General features: G+C 72.5%; 9 protein-coding genes. 3 read left to right on the top strand and 6 right to left on the bottom strand.

What is annotated here, in order from left to right; all coding sequences use genetic code 11:
* Positions 1-43 precede the first annotated feature (43 nt).
* The 6 genes from ABTX62_RS16165 to ABTX62_RS16140 are packed head-to-tail and all read right to left on the bottom strand — an operon-like array spanning position 44 to position 6,850.
* The gene (locus ABTX62_RS16165) at positions 44-859 is read right to left on the bottom strand and encodes an HpcH/HpaI aldolase/citrate lyase family protein (RefSeq protein ID WP_352116760.1); all 816 of its coding nucleotides are present in this window, start codon (positions 857-859) and stop codon (positions 44-46) included.
* Positions 856-2,055: a CaiB/BaiF CoA transferase family protein gene (locus ABTX62_RS16160; RefSeq protein WP_352116759.1), complete on the bottom strand. Its 1,200-nt coding sequence runs from the start codon at positions 2,053-2,055 to the stop codon at positions 856-858. Before ABTX62_RS16160 ends, ABTX62_RS16165 begins: the two co-directional genes overlap by 4 nt.
* Positions 2,052-3,413, bottom strand: a complete 1,362-nt coding sequence (locus ABTX62_RS16155) for an ADP-ribosylglycohydrolase family protein (protein WP_352116758.1) — start codon at positions 3,411-3,413, stop codon at positions 2,052-2,054. Before ABTX62_RS16155 ends, ABTX62_RS16160 begins: the two co-directional genes overlap by 4 nt.
* Entirely contained in the window at positions 3,401-4,570 is a 1,170-nt protein-coding gene (locus ABTX62_RS16150) for an ADP-ribosylglycohydrolase family protein (protein ID WP_352116757.1), read from the bottom strand. The genes ABTX62_RS16155 and ABTX62_RS16150 overlap by 13 nt, the downstream gene beginning before the upstream one ends.
* Before the next feature lie 7 nt (positions 4,571-4,577).
* Positions 4,578-5,846, bottom strand: coding sequence for an ADP-ribosylglycohydrolase family protein (locus tag ABTX62_RS16145; RefSeq protein ID WP_352116756.1), 1,269 nt, complete (start codon positions 5,844-5,846; stop codon positions 4,578-4,580).
* On the bottom strand, positions 5,843-6,850 hold the full coding sequence (locus ABTX62_RS16140; protein WP_352116755.1) for an ADP-ribosylglycohydrolase family protein: 1,008 nt from the start codon (positions 6,848-6,850) through the stop codon (positions 5,843-5,845). Before ABTX62_RS16140 ends, ABTX62_RS16145 begins: the two co-directional genes overlap by 4 nt.
* A gap of 215 nt (positions 6,851-7,065) precedes the next feature.
* On the opposite strand from ABTX62_RS16140, the gene ABTX62_RS16135 reads away from it, so the two are divergent.
* From ABTX62_RS16135 to ABTX62_RS16125, 3 genes are all read left to right on the top strand, one after another.
* On the top strand, positions 7,066-7,797 hold the full coding sequence (locus tag ABTX62_RS16135) for a VIT1/CCC1 transporter family protein (RefSeq protein ID WP_352116754.1): 732 nt from the start codon (positions 7,066-7,068) through the stop codon (positions 7,795-7,797).
* Positions 7,798-8,178: 381 nt separating this feature from the next.
* Positions 8,179-12,786: a glutamate synthase large subunit gene (gene gltB, locus ABTX62_RS16130; protein WP_352116779.1), complete on the top strand. Its 4,608-nt coding sequence runs from the start codon at positions 8,179-8,181 to the stop codon at positions 12,784-12,786.
* Positions 12,779-14,242 carry a glutamate synthase subunit beta gene (locus ABTX62_RS16125; protein ID WP_352116753.1) on the top strand — a complete coding sequence of 488 codons (1,464 nt, stop codon included), beginning with the start codon at positions 12,779-12,781 and terminating at the stop codon, positions 14,240-14,242. Before gltB ends, ABTX62_RS16125 begins: the two co-directional genes overlap by 8 nt.
* Positions 14,243-14,374 lie beyond the last annotated feature (132 nt).

Below are 14,374 nucleotides of genomic sequence, written 5' to 3'. Positions count from 1 at the left end.
GGTGCGAGAGCGCCCGGGAAGGTTCCCGGGCGCTCTCGGCGTGTCAGCGGCGTTCGGCCAGGGACAGGGTGCGCCGGGCCGCCGTCACCACCGCCGCGTCGATGAAGCGGCCGTCCGGGAGGGCCTGTGCGCCCCGCTCCCCGGCGGCCGCCTTCAGCACGGTCTCCGCCCGCTCGATCTCCGCCTCGGTGGGCAGATAGGCGCGTTCGATCACCGGGAGCTGCCGGGGGTGGATCGCGGCGCGGCCGAGGAAGCCCAGGGCCCGGCCGTGGGCGCAGGAGGCGGCCAGCTCGTCCAGGTCGCGGGTGTCCGGGTGGACGGACTGGGGTGGTGGGGGCAGCCCCGCGGCCCGGGCTGCCACGACCACCCGGGAGCGGGGCCAGTCGAGGCCGGTGTCGTCGCGTACGCCGAGGTCGGCCCGCAGGTCGGCCTCGCCGAGCGCGATGCCGCGCAGGTTCGGGTGGGCGCCGGCGATGGCGTACGCGTGTTCCACGGCGAGGGCCGTCTCCAGCAGGGCGTACAGGTCGGCGCGAGCGGCTCGGCGCGCGGCGCGGGTGATGTCGGCCGGTGAGGTGATCTTGGGGAGGCGAAGGCCGGAGAGCCCGGCTGCCGGGGCCAGTGCCGCCAGGTCCTGCTCTCCCCAGGGGCTGTCCAGGGCGTTGACGCGGACGTGGACCGGGACGGCCGGCGGGTTGCCGAGGAGGTCGGCGGTCGCGGCGCGGGCGTAGGCCTTGCGGTCGGGGGCGACGGCGTCCTCCAGGTCGATGACGACGACGTCGGCGCCGCAGGTGAGGGCCTTCGCCACCACGGCGGGACGGTCGCCCGGGGCGTACAGCCAGGTGAGCGGGAACGCCGTCACAGGGCGCCCTCCGCGCGCAGCGCCGTCAGGTCGTCCGGTGTCAGACCCAGTTCGGTGAGGACCTCGTCGGTGTCCGCGCCGTGCGGGCGGCCGGCCCAGCGGATCGCGCCGGGCGTGGCGGAGAGCCGGAAGAGGACGTTCTGCATGCGCAGCGGGCCGAGTTCGGGGTCGTCGACGGTGGTGATGGTGTCCAGGGCCTGGTACTGAGGGTCCGCCATCACGTCCTGGACGTCCTGGATCGGGGCCACCGCCGCCTCCGCCTTCTCGAAGGCGGCCATGACGTCGGTGCGGGTGCGCGCGGCGATCCAGTCGCCGACCGCGGCGTCGAGGACATCGGCGTGCCGGGCGCGGTCGGCGCCCGAGGCGAACCAGGGCTCGTCGATCAGTTCCGGGCGGCCGACCAGGCGCATCACGCGTTCTGCGACCGACTGGGCCGAGGTGGAGACGGCGACCCAGGTGCCGTCCGCCGTCCGGTAGACGCCGCGCGGGGCGTTGTTGGGGGAGCGGTTGCCGGTGCGGGGCTGGATGTGGCCGAGCTGGTCGTACCAGAGAGGCTGGGGGCCCAGCGCGGCCAGGATCGGTTCGATCAGGGCCAGGTCGACGACCTGGCCCTCGCCGGTGCGCTCGCGGGCGGCGAGCGCCGTCATCACGGCGTACGCCGTCGTCAGACCCGCGATGGAGTCGGCCAGGCCGAAGGGCGGGAGGGTCGGGGGCGCGTCCGGTTCGCCGGTGATCGCGGCGAAGCCGCTCATCGCCTCGGCGAGGGTGCCGAAGCCGGGGCGGTGCGCGGAGGGGCCGAACTGGCCGAAACCGGTGACGCGGGCCAGGACCAGACGGGGGTTGACGGCCGACAGCTCAGGCCAGCCCAGGGCCCACTTCTCCAGGGTGCCGGGGCGGAAGTTCTCGATGACCACGTCGGCGGTCTCGGCCAGACGCAGGAGCGTGGTGCGGCCGCCGGGCTTGGACAGGTCGAGCGTCATGGTGCGCTTGTTGCGGCCGAGCATCTTCCACCACAGGCCCACGCCGTCCTTCGACGGGCCGTGGCCACGGGAGGGGTCCGGCTTCCTCGGGTGCTCGATCTTGACGACCTCGGCGCCGAAGTCGCCGAGCAGGGTGGCGGCCATCGGGCCGGCGAAGAGGGTGGCCAGGTCGAGGACGCGCAGGCCGCTGAGGGGTGTGGTCGTGGGCGCGGTCATGGGCGGAGGGTCTCCTGGTGCGTCAGGTGGGCGAGGGTGTCGAAGCCGATGCCGTTGAAGTCGCCGACGGATGTCGACAGCCGGTTCTTCAGGGGCGCCGTCCAGCGGTCGGGGAGCGCCCCGGGGTGCCCTGCCAGCAGTCCGGCGATGCCGCCGGCCGTCGCGCCGTTGGAGTCGGTGTCCCAGCCGCCGCTCACGGCACGGCAGACGGAGCCGGCGAACTCGCCGTTCGCGTGGGTGAGGGCGGCGGCGATCAGGGCGGTGTTGGGGACGGCGTGCACCCAGTGGTGGGTGTCGGCGTGGCGGGTGTGGAGTGCGTCGACGACCGTGTCGAAGTCTTCGTGCTCGTGCGCCAGCCGGACGGCCTCGCGAACGGCCCGGGCCAGGCGCGAGCGGGGTGGGACGACGGTGAGGCCGGTCCGCAGGCAGGTGTGGACGTCGTGTGCGCCGGCCGCCGCGGCGGCGATGCCGGCCGCCGCGAACATGGCCGCGTAGACGCCGTTGGCGGTGTGGGTCAAGGTGGCGTCCCGGTGGGCCTGTTCGGCGGCCGCGGCCGGGTCGCCGGGGTTGGTCCAGCCGTGCACGTCGGCGCGGATCAGGGCGCCGATCCACTCCCGGAACGGGTTGCGGTGGCGGGCGGTGTGCGGGGGTTCGAGGCCGCAGAGCAGGTTGCGGTAGGCGATGCGCTCGGCGGTGAAGGTGCGGCCGGCGGGGAGTTCGTCGAGCCAGGTCCGGGCCACGTCCGTGGAGGTGAAGGCCCTGCCGCGGCGTTGGAGGAGGACGAGGTTGAGCAGGGGGTAGTTGAGGTCGTCGTCCTCGGGCATGCCGTCGATGTTCTCGGCGAGGGAGGTGTGCGCCGAGCGGCGGTTCCAGGGGTGGCGTCTCAGGAGTTCCTCGGGGACGCCCCGGGCGGTGAAGTAGCCGGCGAGGGGCCAGTTTCCGGAGGCTCGGGCGAGTCGGCGGATGGCGTCGAGGGGGAGCTTCTCGACGGGTTTGCCCAGCAGGCAGCCGGTGGCGCGGCCGAGCCAGGCGGCTTCGAGGTGCTGCGGGGTCGTGGCCCCGGGGCCCGCGGGTCCGGGCCAGTCGGGGCAGGCGGCCTTGATCCTCGCCAGGTCGGTCGGTTCGTCGTCGGCCAACACACTGGGCAGGTCGGCCAGTTCGTCCAGGAGGTCCTTCGCCAGCCGGCGCAGGGAGCGGGAGGCCGGGGTGGGGGACGCGCCCGCTGCGGCCGGAGCCTGCGGGCCGCCTGCCGCTCGCCAGCGTGCTGCGACGTGCTTCGGCTCGCGTCCGTCCTGGGCCGCCTGGCGGAGTTCGTGGCCGATCAGGTCCTCCGGCTGGACCCAGGTCAGTCGGAGCATTCCCGGCCTCCGAGGGACGCGAAGGCCTGCTCGTGGGCGCGGCGGCGGGCCACGTCGCGGGTGAAGATCTCGCGCGTCACGGCGGTGAGGGTGGCCGCCGGTTCCCACAGGTCCAGACGGCTCGCCTCCGCGACCGTCTTGGCCCAGCCCTCCGGGACCGGTGAGCCCAGGGCGCCTGCCAGGGCGCCGGCCATCGTGGCGATGGAGTCGCAGTCGCGGCCGTAGTTCACCGCGCCGAGGACCGTGTGGCGGTAGTCGCCGCGCGCCACGAGCAACAGGCCCAGCGCGACCGGGAGTTCCTCGATGGAATGGAGGCGGGACGGTCGGCGGGCGCCGAGCGAGGGGGCGCGGTAGTCCGGGCCCACCGTGTCGTAGGGGGCCACGGCCTCGCGCAGCGGGCGCAGTGCCGACTCGAAGTCCGGGTGGCGGGACGCCTCCTCGCAGACCCGCTCGATCGCGGTCCGGGTGCCGTCCTTCGCCAGGGAGAGGCAGGCCGCGACCACCGAGTCCGGGGTCGCGCCGGGGGTGCACGCCGCCGCCACCGCGGCGGCCAGGACGCCCGCCGCCTCACGGCCGTACGACGACTGGTGTGCGCCGGCGATGTCCAGGGCCTCGGCGTACGCCGCCCTCGGGTCGGCCGCGTTGACCAGGCCGACCGGGGCCGTGTACATCGCCGCGCCGCAGTTGACGATGTTGCCGGTGCCGGCCTCTCGCGGGTCGGCATGGCCGTAGTGGATCCGTGTCACCAGCCACTTCTCCGCCAGGAAGATCCGCTGCAGGGGCAGGGCCCGCGTCTCCAGTTCCGGGATCCAGCGCGGCTCGGTCATCAGGTCCGGGACCAGGTGGTCGGCGATCGCATAGGCGTCGAGGTGGTCGCGGACCCGGGCGTAGACCCGGACCAGGGCGTGGGTCATCAAGGTGTCGTCGGTGACGTGGCCGTCGCCCTTGTGGTACGGGGCGAGGGGGCGGGCCGTGCGCCAGTCGTCGCCGTGCCAGGGGCCGACGATGCCGTGGACGCGACCGCCGTGGCGTTCGAGGATCTGCTCGGGTGAGTAGCCCTCGACGGGACCGCCGAGCGCGTCGCCGACCGCTGCTCCGACCAGTGCTCCGGTGATCCGCTCGTCCAGAGTGGCGTTTTGGTGTGGTTTGGGCTGCATGGCCGCATCATCCACCCGGGCGGGCCGGTTGCACGGCTTCCAGGAGTTCGGCGAGTTCCACGAGGTCCGTGCCGGTCAGGCGGGGGAGGACGCAGCCGGAGAGGGTGCGGCAGGTGTCCCGCCAGGAGGCGGGGATCGACGCGCCGCCGCCCAGGGCGCCGGTGAGGGCGCCCGCGAGGGCCGGGGCGGAGTCCGCGACGCGGGACAGGCAGACCGCCGCGGGGAGCGCCTCCGCGATGCGGCCGCGGGCGGCGGTGGCCAGGGCGAGGGCGACCGGGACGGTTTCGGCGGCGGCGATGCCGTAGCTGTAGACGTGGTCGACGATCTGGTGCTCCAAGGGCGGGACCAGAGCGAAGGCGCCGTCCGCGGCGGCGGCGAGTTCGAGGGCGTGCCGGGCGTTGCGGCCGATCTCCGTCTCCTCGGGGAGTTCGGCCAGGGCCGCCGTGACACAGGCGTCGATGTCCGCGCCGCCCAGGGCGAGGGCGAGTGCCGCCGCCATGGCGCGGGCGCCGTGGACGCCGTCGCCGTCCTGGGTGTAGCGGGCGTCGAACTCGGCGAGGTCGGCGGCGGAGCGGGGGTCGCCGGGGTGGGCCACGGCCAGGACACAGGCGCGTACGCAGGCGGCGTCGTCGAAGTAGTGCGGGTTGTCGTGGCCGGTGGCGGGCGGGCGCAGGCCGGTGGCGAGGTTGCCCAGGCCGGCGCGGACGGAGATGCGGGCGCGCAGGGGGAGGACGGCCGACTCGATCTCGGGGGCACGGTCCGCTGCCGCGGCGACCTCGCTCGCGAGCGCGTTCCAGGTGAGGTCGATCGCGGCGCGGGTGCGGCGTTCGCGGCTGAGGTCGTTCAGGACGGTGTCGTCGCCGGCGCGCAGGAGTGCTTCCGCGGCGAAGGCCGCCCATTCCGCGTCGTCGGAGGGGCCGAGGCGGAGGGGCTCCGGAGGCTGGTTCAGGGCGATGGGGACGGGGAGGGTGGTGGTGGCGTTCTGTTCGGCGAAGGTGTCCAGTTCGCGGGTGAGGCGGCGGGTCCAGTCGGGCATGCGGGCGGCTCTGTGGCGGGCGGCGGGCCAGCCCGCGGCGTCCCCGGCGGCCAGTCCGAGCAGGAGGCCTTCGGTCCTCTTCCCGGCTTGGTTTCCGCTTTCGGCGCTCTTCTCGGCCTCGGTCTCGCCTCCGGCGCTCTTGTCCGCCGCCCGCGCACCGCTCGTGACGGTCACCCGAAGGGTCCTGGTCTCCCGTGGGGCGGCCTCACCGTCGGCGGCCGGCGCTTCGTACGTCGTCATGAGGGAACCTCCGCAGGCGTCAGCAGGTCCGCCACGTCCAGGACGTGGTAGCCCGCCATCGCCGGGAGGCACCTTCCGTGGACCGGGCCGATGGGGGTCGCCCAGGCCCGCGGGATCGCCGACACGCCCTGTGTCGCACCCGCCAGGGCCCCCGCCACCGCCGCCGTGGTGTCGGCGTCGCGGCCCATGTTCACCGCGGTCAGGACCGACTGCTCGAAGTCGCCGTCCGCCGCCGCGTAGGCGCCGAAGGCCAGGGCGACCGCCTCGGGGGCCAGATCGGTCCAGGGGTAGCCGCCGATGACGACCGCGGAGCGGACCGCGCGTTCGCCGCGGTGGGCGACCGTCACCGCGCGGCGCAGGCTGCGGGCCGTCCAGGAGTCGTCGGGGACGACCGCGAGGGCCGCGGCCACCACCGCGGTCGAGGGGGCGCCGGCCATCGCCGCCGCGACTCCCGCCGCCACCGCCTGGCCGCCGTAGATGCCCTCGCCGTCATGGCTCACCGAGCCGTCGATCGCGACCAGCCGGGCCGCCTCCGCCGGGCGGCCCGCGGCGAACACCCCGAAGGGGGCCGCCCGCATGGCCAGACCGTCGCTCCAGGCATGCCGGTGCTGGGCGGAGATCGGGGCGGCCAGGCCCCGGCGCAGGTTCTCCAGGGTGCCGCGTTCGCTGAAGCCGGCGCCCCGGAAGGGGCCCTCGTCGCGATCGGCGATCCACTCGTGCCAGGCCGCCTCCACGTGGGCCGGGGTGAGCGCGGAGCCGTGCCGGGCCAGGAGGAGGCCGGAGAAGATCGCGTACTCGGTGTCGTCGGTGCCCGCCGGGTTCTCGGCGACGTACCCGGTGATCCGGCCCCACCGGGCCCGGATCTCGGAGGGCTTCATGTTCTCGGCCGGGGCCCCGAGCGCGTCACCGACGGCCAGGCCCAGCAGCGCTCCGCGCGCCCGCGCGCGGAGTCCGGCGGCGTCCCCGGGCGCCGGGACGGAGGGGATGCAGGCGATCGGTGCCATAGGGCATGTGTCCCCCTCAGGTGACCGGGCCGAGCCTCATGCGCCTCAGCATCACCCGGTCGACATCTGCGCGCAGCAATGATCAAGTGAGCGCTCAATGGTAAAACCGCAGGTTAGCGCAGCCTTTCCTTGCTGGCGAGGGGGAAATTCGAAGCGTAGTTTGGGGGTTGTAGAACTCTGGAATCTGTCCAAAGAACGGGGAGTGGGGATCTTCCATGGCCATCATCGACACCGAGGCGGCGCTGCACGAGGCGCACCGGGACAACCACACCCACCGGGATGTGAACGGCGGCTGGCTGCGTCCCGCGGTGTTCGGGGCGATGGACGGCCTCGTCTCCAACCTCGCGCTGATGACGGGCGTCGCCGGCGGGGCGGTCGGTCAGCACACCATCGTCCTCAGCGGACTCGCGGGCCTGGCCGCCGGTGCCTTCTCGATGGCCGCCGGCGAGTACACCTCCGTCGCCTCGCAGCGCGAGCTCGTCGAGGCCGAGCTGGACGTGGAGCGGCGCCAGCTGCGCAAGCACCCCCAGGACGAGGAGGCCGAGCTCGCGGCGCTCTACGAGTCGAGGGGCGTCGAGCCGCGACTGGCCCGTGAGGTGGCCCGGCAGCTGTCGGAGGACCCCGAGCAGGCCCTGGAGATCCACGCCCGCGAGGAACTGGGCATCGACCCCGGCGATCTGCCCTCGCCCACCGTGGCCGCGGTGTCGAGCTTCGGCTCCTTCGCGCTGGGCGCGCTGATTCCCGTACTGCCGTATCTGCTGGGGGCGAGCAGCATGTGGCCGGCCGTGCTGCTGGCGCTGCTCGGGCTCTTCCTGTGCGGCGCGGTGGTGGCCAAGGTGACGGCGCGCACCTGGTGGTACAGCGGGCTGCGGCAACTGCTCCTGGGAGGGGCGGCGGCCGGTGTGACGTACGCCCTGGGCACCTTGTTCGGAACGGCCGTAGGATAGCGCGGCTCGGATCCATGCGAGGGGCCGCATAGGTGGCCGTTACTCGTGGGTTTCGGATGTGTGGCCACCGGGCATGAGCCCCAAGCGCTGCGGGCAACGACGCCCGCCGCGCGCCCCAGCGGGCGGGCGAAGACGCCTGTCCCGCTCCCCGGGCCGACGGAAACCGATCTGACCCGGTCGTTCCGTGCGGTCCCTCCATGCTTCCGCTGCTGGTGCGGTACCCCCGCCGCGAACCCGCAGTGTCCGCATGCTGGAACGGATTATCCCGGTTCCCGAGAACCGCTCCATCATGTAACCTGCACGAAATTTTGCGATCACGCGAGGGCCAACGTCGTCCCTCGGCACATGCACATATGCCAGATGACGACGACGGGAGAGCCGATGCGTACGCCGCGCCAGCCGTCCCAGCATTCCGCGAATGGCCAGAACTGGTCCTTCATGGATGCTCGCCCTGCTGCGCAGGGTATGTACGACCCCCGCAACGAGCACGACGCCTGCGGCGTCGGCTTCGTCGCCACTCTTACCGGCGAGGCGTCCCACACCCTGGTCGAGCAGGCCCTGACCGTCCTGCGCAACCTCGAACACCGCGGCGCCACCGGCTCGGAGCCCGACTCCGGCGACGGCGCCGGCATCCTGTCGCAGGTCCCGGACGCCTTCTTCCGTGACGTGGCCGGATTCGAACTGCCCGAGGCCGGGGCCTACGCCGTCGGTATCGCCTTCCTGCCGGAGGACTCCACCGCCGACGCCGTCTCGCGGATCGAGTCGATCGCCTCCGACGAGAACCTCACCGTCCTCGGCTGGCGCGAGGTGCCGGTCGCCCCCCAGCTGCTGGGTGTCACCGCCCGGTCGACCATGCCGGTCTTCCGCCAGATCTTCGTCAGTGACGCCGCCGCCTCGCCCGCCACGGGCATCGACCTCGACCGCCGGGCCTTCGTGCTGCGCAAGCGGGCCGAGCGCGAGGCCGGCGTGTACTTCCCGTCGCTGTCGGCGCGGACCATCGTCTACAAGGGCATGCTGACCACCGGCCAGCTGGAGCCCTTCTTCCCGGACCTGTCCGACCGCCGCTTCGCCTCCGCGATCGCGCTCGTGCACTCCCGGTTCTCCACGAACACCTTCCCGTCGTGGCCGCTGGCCCACCCGTACCGCTTCGTCGCGCACAACGGTGAGATCAACACCGTCAAGGGCAACCGCAACTGGATGGTCGCCCGCGAGTCGCAGCTCGTCTCGGACCTGTTCGGCTCCGACGACAAGGCCATCGAGCGGATCTTCCCGGTCTGCACGCCGGACGCCTCCGACTCCGCCTCCTTCGACGAGGTCCTCGAACTCCTGCACCTGGGCGGCCGTTCCCTGCCGCACTCCGTGCTGATGATGATCCCGGAGGCGTGGGAGAACCACGACTCCATGGACCCGGCCCGGCGCGCCTTCTACCAGTTCCACTCCACGATGATGGAGCCCTGGGACGGCCCGGCCTGCGTCACCTTCACCGACGGCACCCAGGTCGGCGCGGTCCTCGACCGCAACGGCCTGCGCCCCGGCCGCTACTGGGTCACCGACGACGGCCTCGTCGTCCTCGGCTCCGAGGTCGGCGTGCTCGACATCGACCCGGCCAAGGTCGTCCGCAAGGGCCGCCTCCAGCCCGGCCGCATGTTCCTGGTGGACACCGCCGAGCACCGCATCATCGAGGACGACGAGATCAAGGCAGAGCTCGCCGCCGAGAACCCCTACGCGGAGTGGGTCGAGGCCGGCGAGATCGAGCTGTCCGACCTGCCCGAGCGCGAGCACATCGTGCACACGCACGCCTCGGTCACCCGCCGCCAGCAGACCTTCGGCTACACCGAGGAGGAGCTGCGCGTCATCCTCGCACCGATGGCCAAGGCCGGCGCCGAGCCGATCGGCTCGATGGGCACCGACTCGCCGATCGCCGCGCTGTCGGACCGCCCGCGTCTGCTCTTCGACTACTTCACGCAGCTGTTCGCGCAGGTCACCAACCCCCCGCTGGACGCCATCCGCGAGGAGCTGGTCACCTCCCTGCGCTCCTCGCTGGGCCCCCAGGGCAACCTGCTGGAGCCGTCGGCCGCGTCCTGCCGCAGCGTTCTGCTGCCCTTCCCGGTGATCGACAACGACGAGCTGGCCAAGCTCATCCACATCAACGCCGACGGCGACATGCCCGGCTTCAAGGCCGCGACCCTGTCCGGCCTGTACCGGGTGCACGGCGGCGGTGACGCGCTGGCCGCGCGCATCGAGGAGATCTGCGCCGAGGCCGACGCCGCCATCGACAACGGCGCCCGCCTGATCGTCCTGTCGGACCGCCACTCGGACGCCGAGCACGCGCCGATCCCGTCGCTGCTGCTCACCGCGGCCGTCCACCACCACCTCATCCGCACCAAGCAGCGCACACAGGTGGGCCTGCTGGTCGAGGCCGGTGACGTCCGCGAGGTCCACCACGTCGCCCTGCTCATCGGCTACGGCGCCGCCGCCGTCAACCCGTACCTGGCGATGGAGTCCGTCGAGGACCTGGTCCGCGCCGGCACCTTCCTGCCCGGCATCGAGCCCGAGCAGGCCATCCGCAACCTCATCTACGCCCTCGGTAAGGGCGTGCTGAAGGTCATGTCCAAGATGGGCATCTCGACCGTCGCCTCCTACCGCGGCGCCCAGGTCTTCGAGGCCGTCGGTCTCGACGAGGCCTTCGTCGCGAAGTACTTCAACGGCACGGCCACCAAGATCGGCGGCGTCGGCATCGACGTCGTCGCCAAGGAGGTCGCCGCCCGCCACGCCAAGGCCTACCCGGCCTCCGGCATCGCCCCGGCGCACCGCGCGCTGGACATAGGCGGCGAGTACCAGTGGCGCCGTGAGGGCGAGCCGCACCTGTTCGACCCGGAGACGGTCTTCCGCCTCCAGCACTCCACGCGCTCCGGCAAGTACGACATCTTCAAGAAGTACACCGAGCGCGTGAACGAGCAGTCCGAGCGGCTGATGACGCTCCGCGGCCTGTTCGGCTTCAAGTCGGACCGGCAGCCGATCTCCATCGACGAGGTCGAGCCGGTCTCCGAGATCGTCAAGCGGTTCTCGACGGGCGCCATGTCGTACGGCTCCATCTCCCAGGAGGCGCACGAGACCCTCGCCATCGCCATGAACCAGCTGGGCGGCAAGTCCAACACCGGTGAGGGCGGCGAGGACCCGGAGCGCCTGTACGACCCGGCCCGCCGGTCGTCCATCAAGCAGGTCGCCTCCGGCCGCTTCGGCGTGACGTCCGAGTACCTGGTCAACTCCGACGACATCCAGATCAAGATGGCCCAGGGCGCCAAGCCCGGCGAGGGCGGCCAGCTGCCCGGCCACAAGGTCTACCCGTGGGTCGCCAAGACCCGTCACTCGACGCCGGGCGTCGGCCTCATCTCGCCGCCCCCGCACCACGACATCTACTCCATCGAGGACCTGGCCCAGCTGATCCACGACCTGAAGAACGCGAACCCGCAGGCGCGGATTCACGTCAAGCTGGTCTCCGAGGTCGGTGTCGGCACCGTCGCCGCGGGTGTCTCCAAGGCGCACGCGGACGTCGTGCTCATCTCCGGCCACGACGGCGGCACCGGTGCCTCGCCGCTCACCTCGCTCAAGCACGCCGGCGGTCCGTGGGAGCTCGGCCTCGCCGAGACCCAGCAGACGCTGCTGCTCAACGGCCTGCGCGACCGTATCGTCGTGCAGACCGACGGCCAGCTGAAGACCGGCCGCGACGTGGTCATCGCCGCGCTGCTCGGCGCCGAGGAGTTCGGTTTCGCGACCGCGCCGCTCGTCGTCTCCGGCTGCGTCATGATGCGCGTCTGCCACCTGGACACCTGCCCGGTCGGCATCGCCACGCAGAACCCGGTCCTGCGCGAGCGGTACGCCGGCAAGGCCGAGTACGTCGTGAACTTCTTCCAGTACATCGCCCAGGAGGTCCGCGAGATCCTCGCCGAGCTGGGCTTCCGTTCCATCGAGGAGGCCGTCGGCCACGCCGAGACGCTGGACGTCACGCGCGCCGTCGACCACTGGAAGGCACAGGGCCTGGACCTGGCGCCGCTGTTCCACGTGCCCGAGCTGCCCGAGGGCGCGGTGCGCCACCAGATCACCGCGCAGGACCACGGCCTGGAGAAGGCGCTCGACAACCAGCTCATCAAGCTGGCCGCCGACGCCCTGGCCGCGTCCGGCGCCACCGAGGCGCAGCCGGTCCGCGCCCAGGTGCAGATCCGCAACATCAACCGCACGGTCGGCACCATGCTCGGCCACGAGGTGACGAAGAAGTTCGGTGGCGCGGGCCTGCCCGACGACACCATCGACATCACCTTCACCGGCTCCGCGGGCCAGTCCTTCGGCGCCTTCGTGCCGCGCGGTGTCACGCTGCGCCTGGAGGGCGACGCCAACGACTACGTCGGCAAGGGCCTGTCCGGCGGCCGGATCGTGGTCCGCCCCGACCGCGCGGCCGACCACCTCGCGGAGTACAGCGTCATCGCCGGCAACACCATCGGCTACGGCGCCACCGGCGGCGAGATGTTCCTGCGCGGCAAGGTCGGCGAGCGCTTCTGCGTCCGCAACTCCGGCGCGACGGTCGTCTCCGAGGGCGTGGGCGACCACGGCTGCGAGTACATGACCGGCGGCCAGGCGGTGGTGCTCGGTGAGACGGGCCGCAACTTCGCGGCCGGCATGTCCGGCGGCGTCGCGTACGTGATCGACCTGGACAGCGACAACGTCAACGTCGGCAACCTGGACGCCGTCGAGGCGCTGGACGACACCGACAAGCAGTGGCTGCACGACGTGGTCCGCCGCCACCAGGAGGAGACGGGCTCCACCGTCGCCGAGAAGCTCCTGGCCGAGTGGGACACCGCCGTCGAGCGCTTCAGCAAGATCATCCCCAGCACGTACAAGGCAGTGCTCGCCGCCAAGGACGCCGCCGAGCGAGCCGGTCTCTCCGAGACCGAGACCCACGAGAAGATGATGGAGGCGGCGATCAATGGCTGACCCGAAGGGCTTCCTGAACCACGGGCGCGAGCTCGCCAAGTCCCGCCCCGTCGACGAGCGCGTCAAGGACTGGAACGAGGTCTACGTCCCCGGCTCCCTGCTGCCGATCATCAGCAAGCAGGCCAGCCGCTGCATGGACTGCGGCATCCCGTTCTGCCACAACGGCTGTCCGCTCGGGAACCTCATCCCCGAGTGGAACGACTACGCCTACCGCGAGGACTGGGCGGCCGCGCAGGAGCGTCTGCACGCCACCAACAACTTCCCGGAGTTCACGGGCCGTCTGTGCCCCGCTCCGTGCGAGTCGGCGTGCGTGCTCGGCATCAACCAGCCGCCGGTCACCATCAAGAACGTCGAGGTCTCGATCATCGACAAGGCGTGGGAGACCGGGGACGTCGCCCCGCAGATCCCGGAGCGCCTGTCCGGCAAGACCGTCGCGGTCATCGGCTCGGGCCCGGCCGGTCTCGCCGCCGCCCAGCAGCTCACCCGCGCCGGCCACACCGTCGCCGTCTACGAGCGCGCGGACCGCATCGGAGGCCTCCTCCGCTACGGCATCCCCGAGTTCAAGATGGAGAAGCGGCACATCAACCGCCGCATCGAGCAGATGCGCGCGGAGGGCACCCGCTTCCGCACGGGCATCGAGATCGGCCGCGACCTCAAGGCCACGGACCTGAAGAAGCGCTACGACGCGGTCGTCCTGGCCGTCGGCGCCACCACGGCCCGCGACCTGCCGGTGCCGGGCCGTGAGCTCAAGGGCGTCTACCAGGCCATGGAGTACCTGCCGCTGGCCAACAAGGTGCAGGAGGGCGACTTCGTGGCGCCCCCCATCACGGCCGAGGGCAAGCACGTCGTGGTCATCGGCGGCGGCGACACCGGCGCGGACTGCGTGGGCACGGCCCACCGCCAGGGCGCGGCCTCCGTCACGCAGCTGGAGATCATGCCCCGCCCGAGCGACGAGCGGCACCCGACCAACCAGCCGTGGCCGACCTTCCCCATGCTGTACAAGGTCACCTCGGCCCACGAAGAGGGCGGCGAGCGCGTCTACTCGGTCTCCACGACCCACTTCGAGGGCGACGAGGACGGCAACGTCCAGTGGCTGCACCTCACCGAGGTGGAGTTCATCGACGGCAAGCTGACCCAGAAGCCGGGCACCGAGCGCAAGATCCCCGCCCAGCTGGTCACCCTCGCCATGGGCTTCACCGGCACCGACCGTGAGAACGGCCTGGTCGAGCAGTTCGGCCTGGAGCTCGACGAGCGCGGCAACATCGCCCGCGACGCCGACTTCCAGACCAACGTGCCGGGCGTCTTCGTCGCCGGTGACGCCGGACGCGGCCAGTCGCTCATCGTCTGGGCGATCGCGGAGGGCCGCTCGGCGGCACGCGGCGTGGACCGTGCCCTCACGGGTGCGAGCGAGCTGCCGGCGCCGATCCGCCCCACGGACCGCGCGCTGATGGTCTGACCGCACCACGTCACACCGCACCGCACAAAAAGACGTCCCGCACAACGGCGTGCGGAACACTGACAGCGCCTGCCCATCAGTCCCCGACCGGACGACCGGGCAGGCGCTGTCGCATGTCCTCAGCCGGTGCGG

The sequence above is a fragment of the Streptomyces sp. NPDC096046 genome, from assembly GCF_040303285.1.
Lineage (GTDB): Bacteria > Actinomycetota > Actinomycetes > Streptomycetales > Streptomycetaceae > Streptomyces.
The sequence above is the reverse complement of the archived record's forward strand: the minus strand, read 5'-3'. Positions and strand labels throughout refer to the sequence as shown.

Excerpts from the sequence above, each read along its gene's own strand:
- ABTX62_RS16160 (WP_352116759.1), bottom strand. The coding sequence starts at position 2,055 with ATGACCGCGCCCACGACCACACCCCTCAGCGGCCTGCGCGTCCTCGAC.
- ABTX62_RS16155 (WP_352116758.1), bottom strand. The coding sequence starts at position 3,413 with ATGCTCCGACTGACCTGGGTCCAGCCGGAGGACCTGATCGGCCACGAA.
- ABTX62_RS16150 (WP_352116757.1), bottom strand. The coding sequence starts at position 4,570 with ATGCAGCCCAAACCACACCAAAACGCCACTCTGGACGAGCGGATCACC.
- ABTX62_RS16145 (WP_352116756.1), bottom strand. The coding sequence starts at position 5,846 with ATGACGACGTACGAAGCGCCGGCCGCCGACGGTGAGGCCGCCCCACGG.
- ABTX62_RS16140 (WP_352116755.1), bottom strand. The coding sequence starts at position 6,850 with ATGGCACCGATCGCCTGCATCCCCTCCGTCCCGGCGCCCGGGGACGCC.
- ABTX62_RS16135 (WP_352116754.1), top strand. The coding sequence starts at position 7,066 with ATGGCCATCATCGACACCGAGGCGGCGCTGCACGAGGCGCACCGGGAC.
- gltB (WP_352116779.1), top strand. The coding sequence starts at position 8,179 with ATGCGTACGCCGCGCCAGCCGTCCCAGCATTCCGCGAATGGCCAGAAC.
- ABTX62_RS16125 (WP_352116753.1), top strand. The coding sequence starts at position 12,779 with ATGGCTGACCCGAAGGGCTTCCTGAACCACGGGCGCGAGCTCGCCAAG.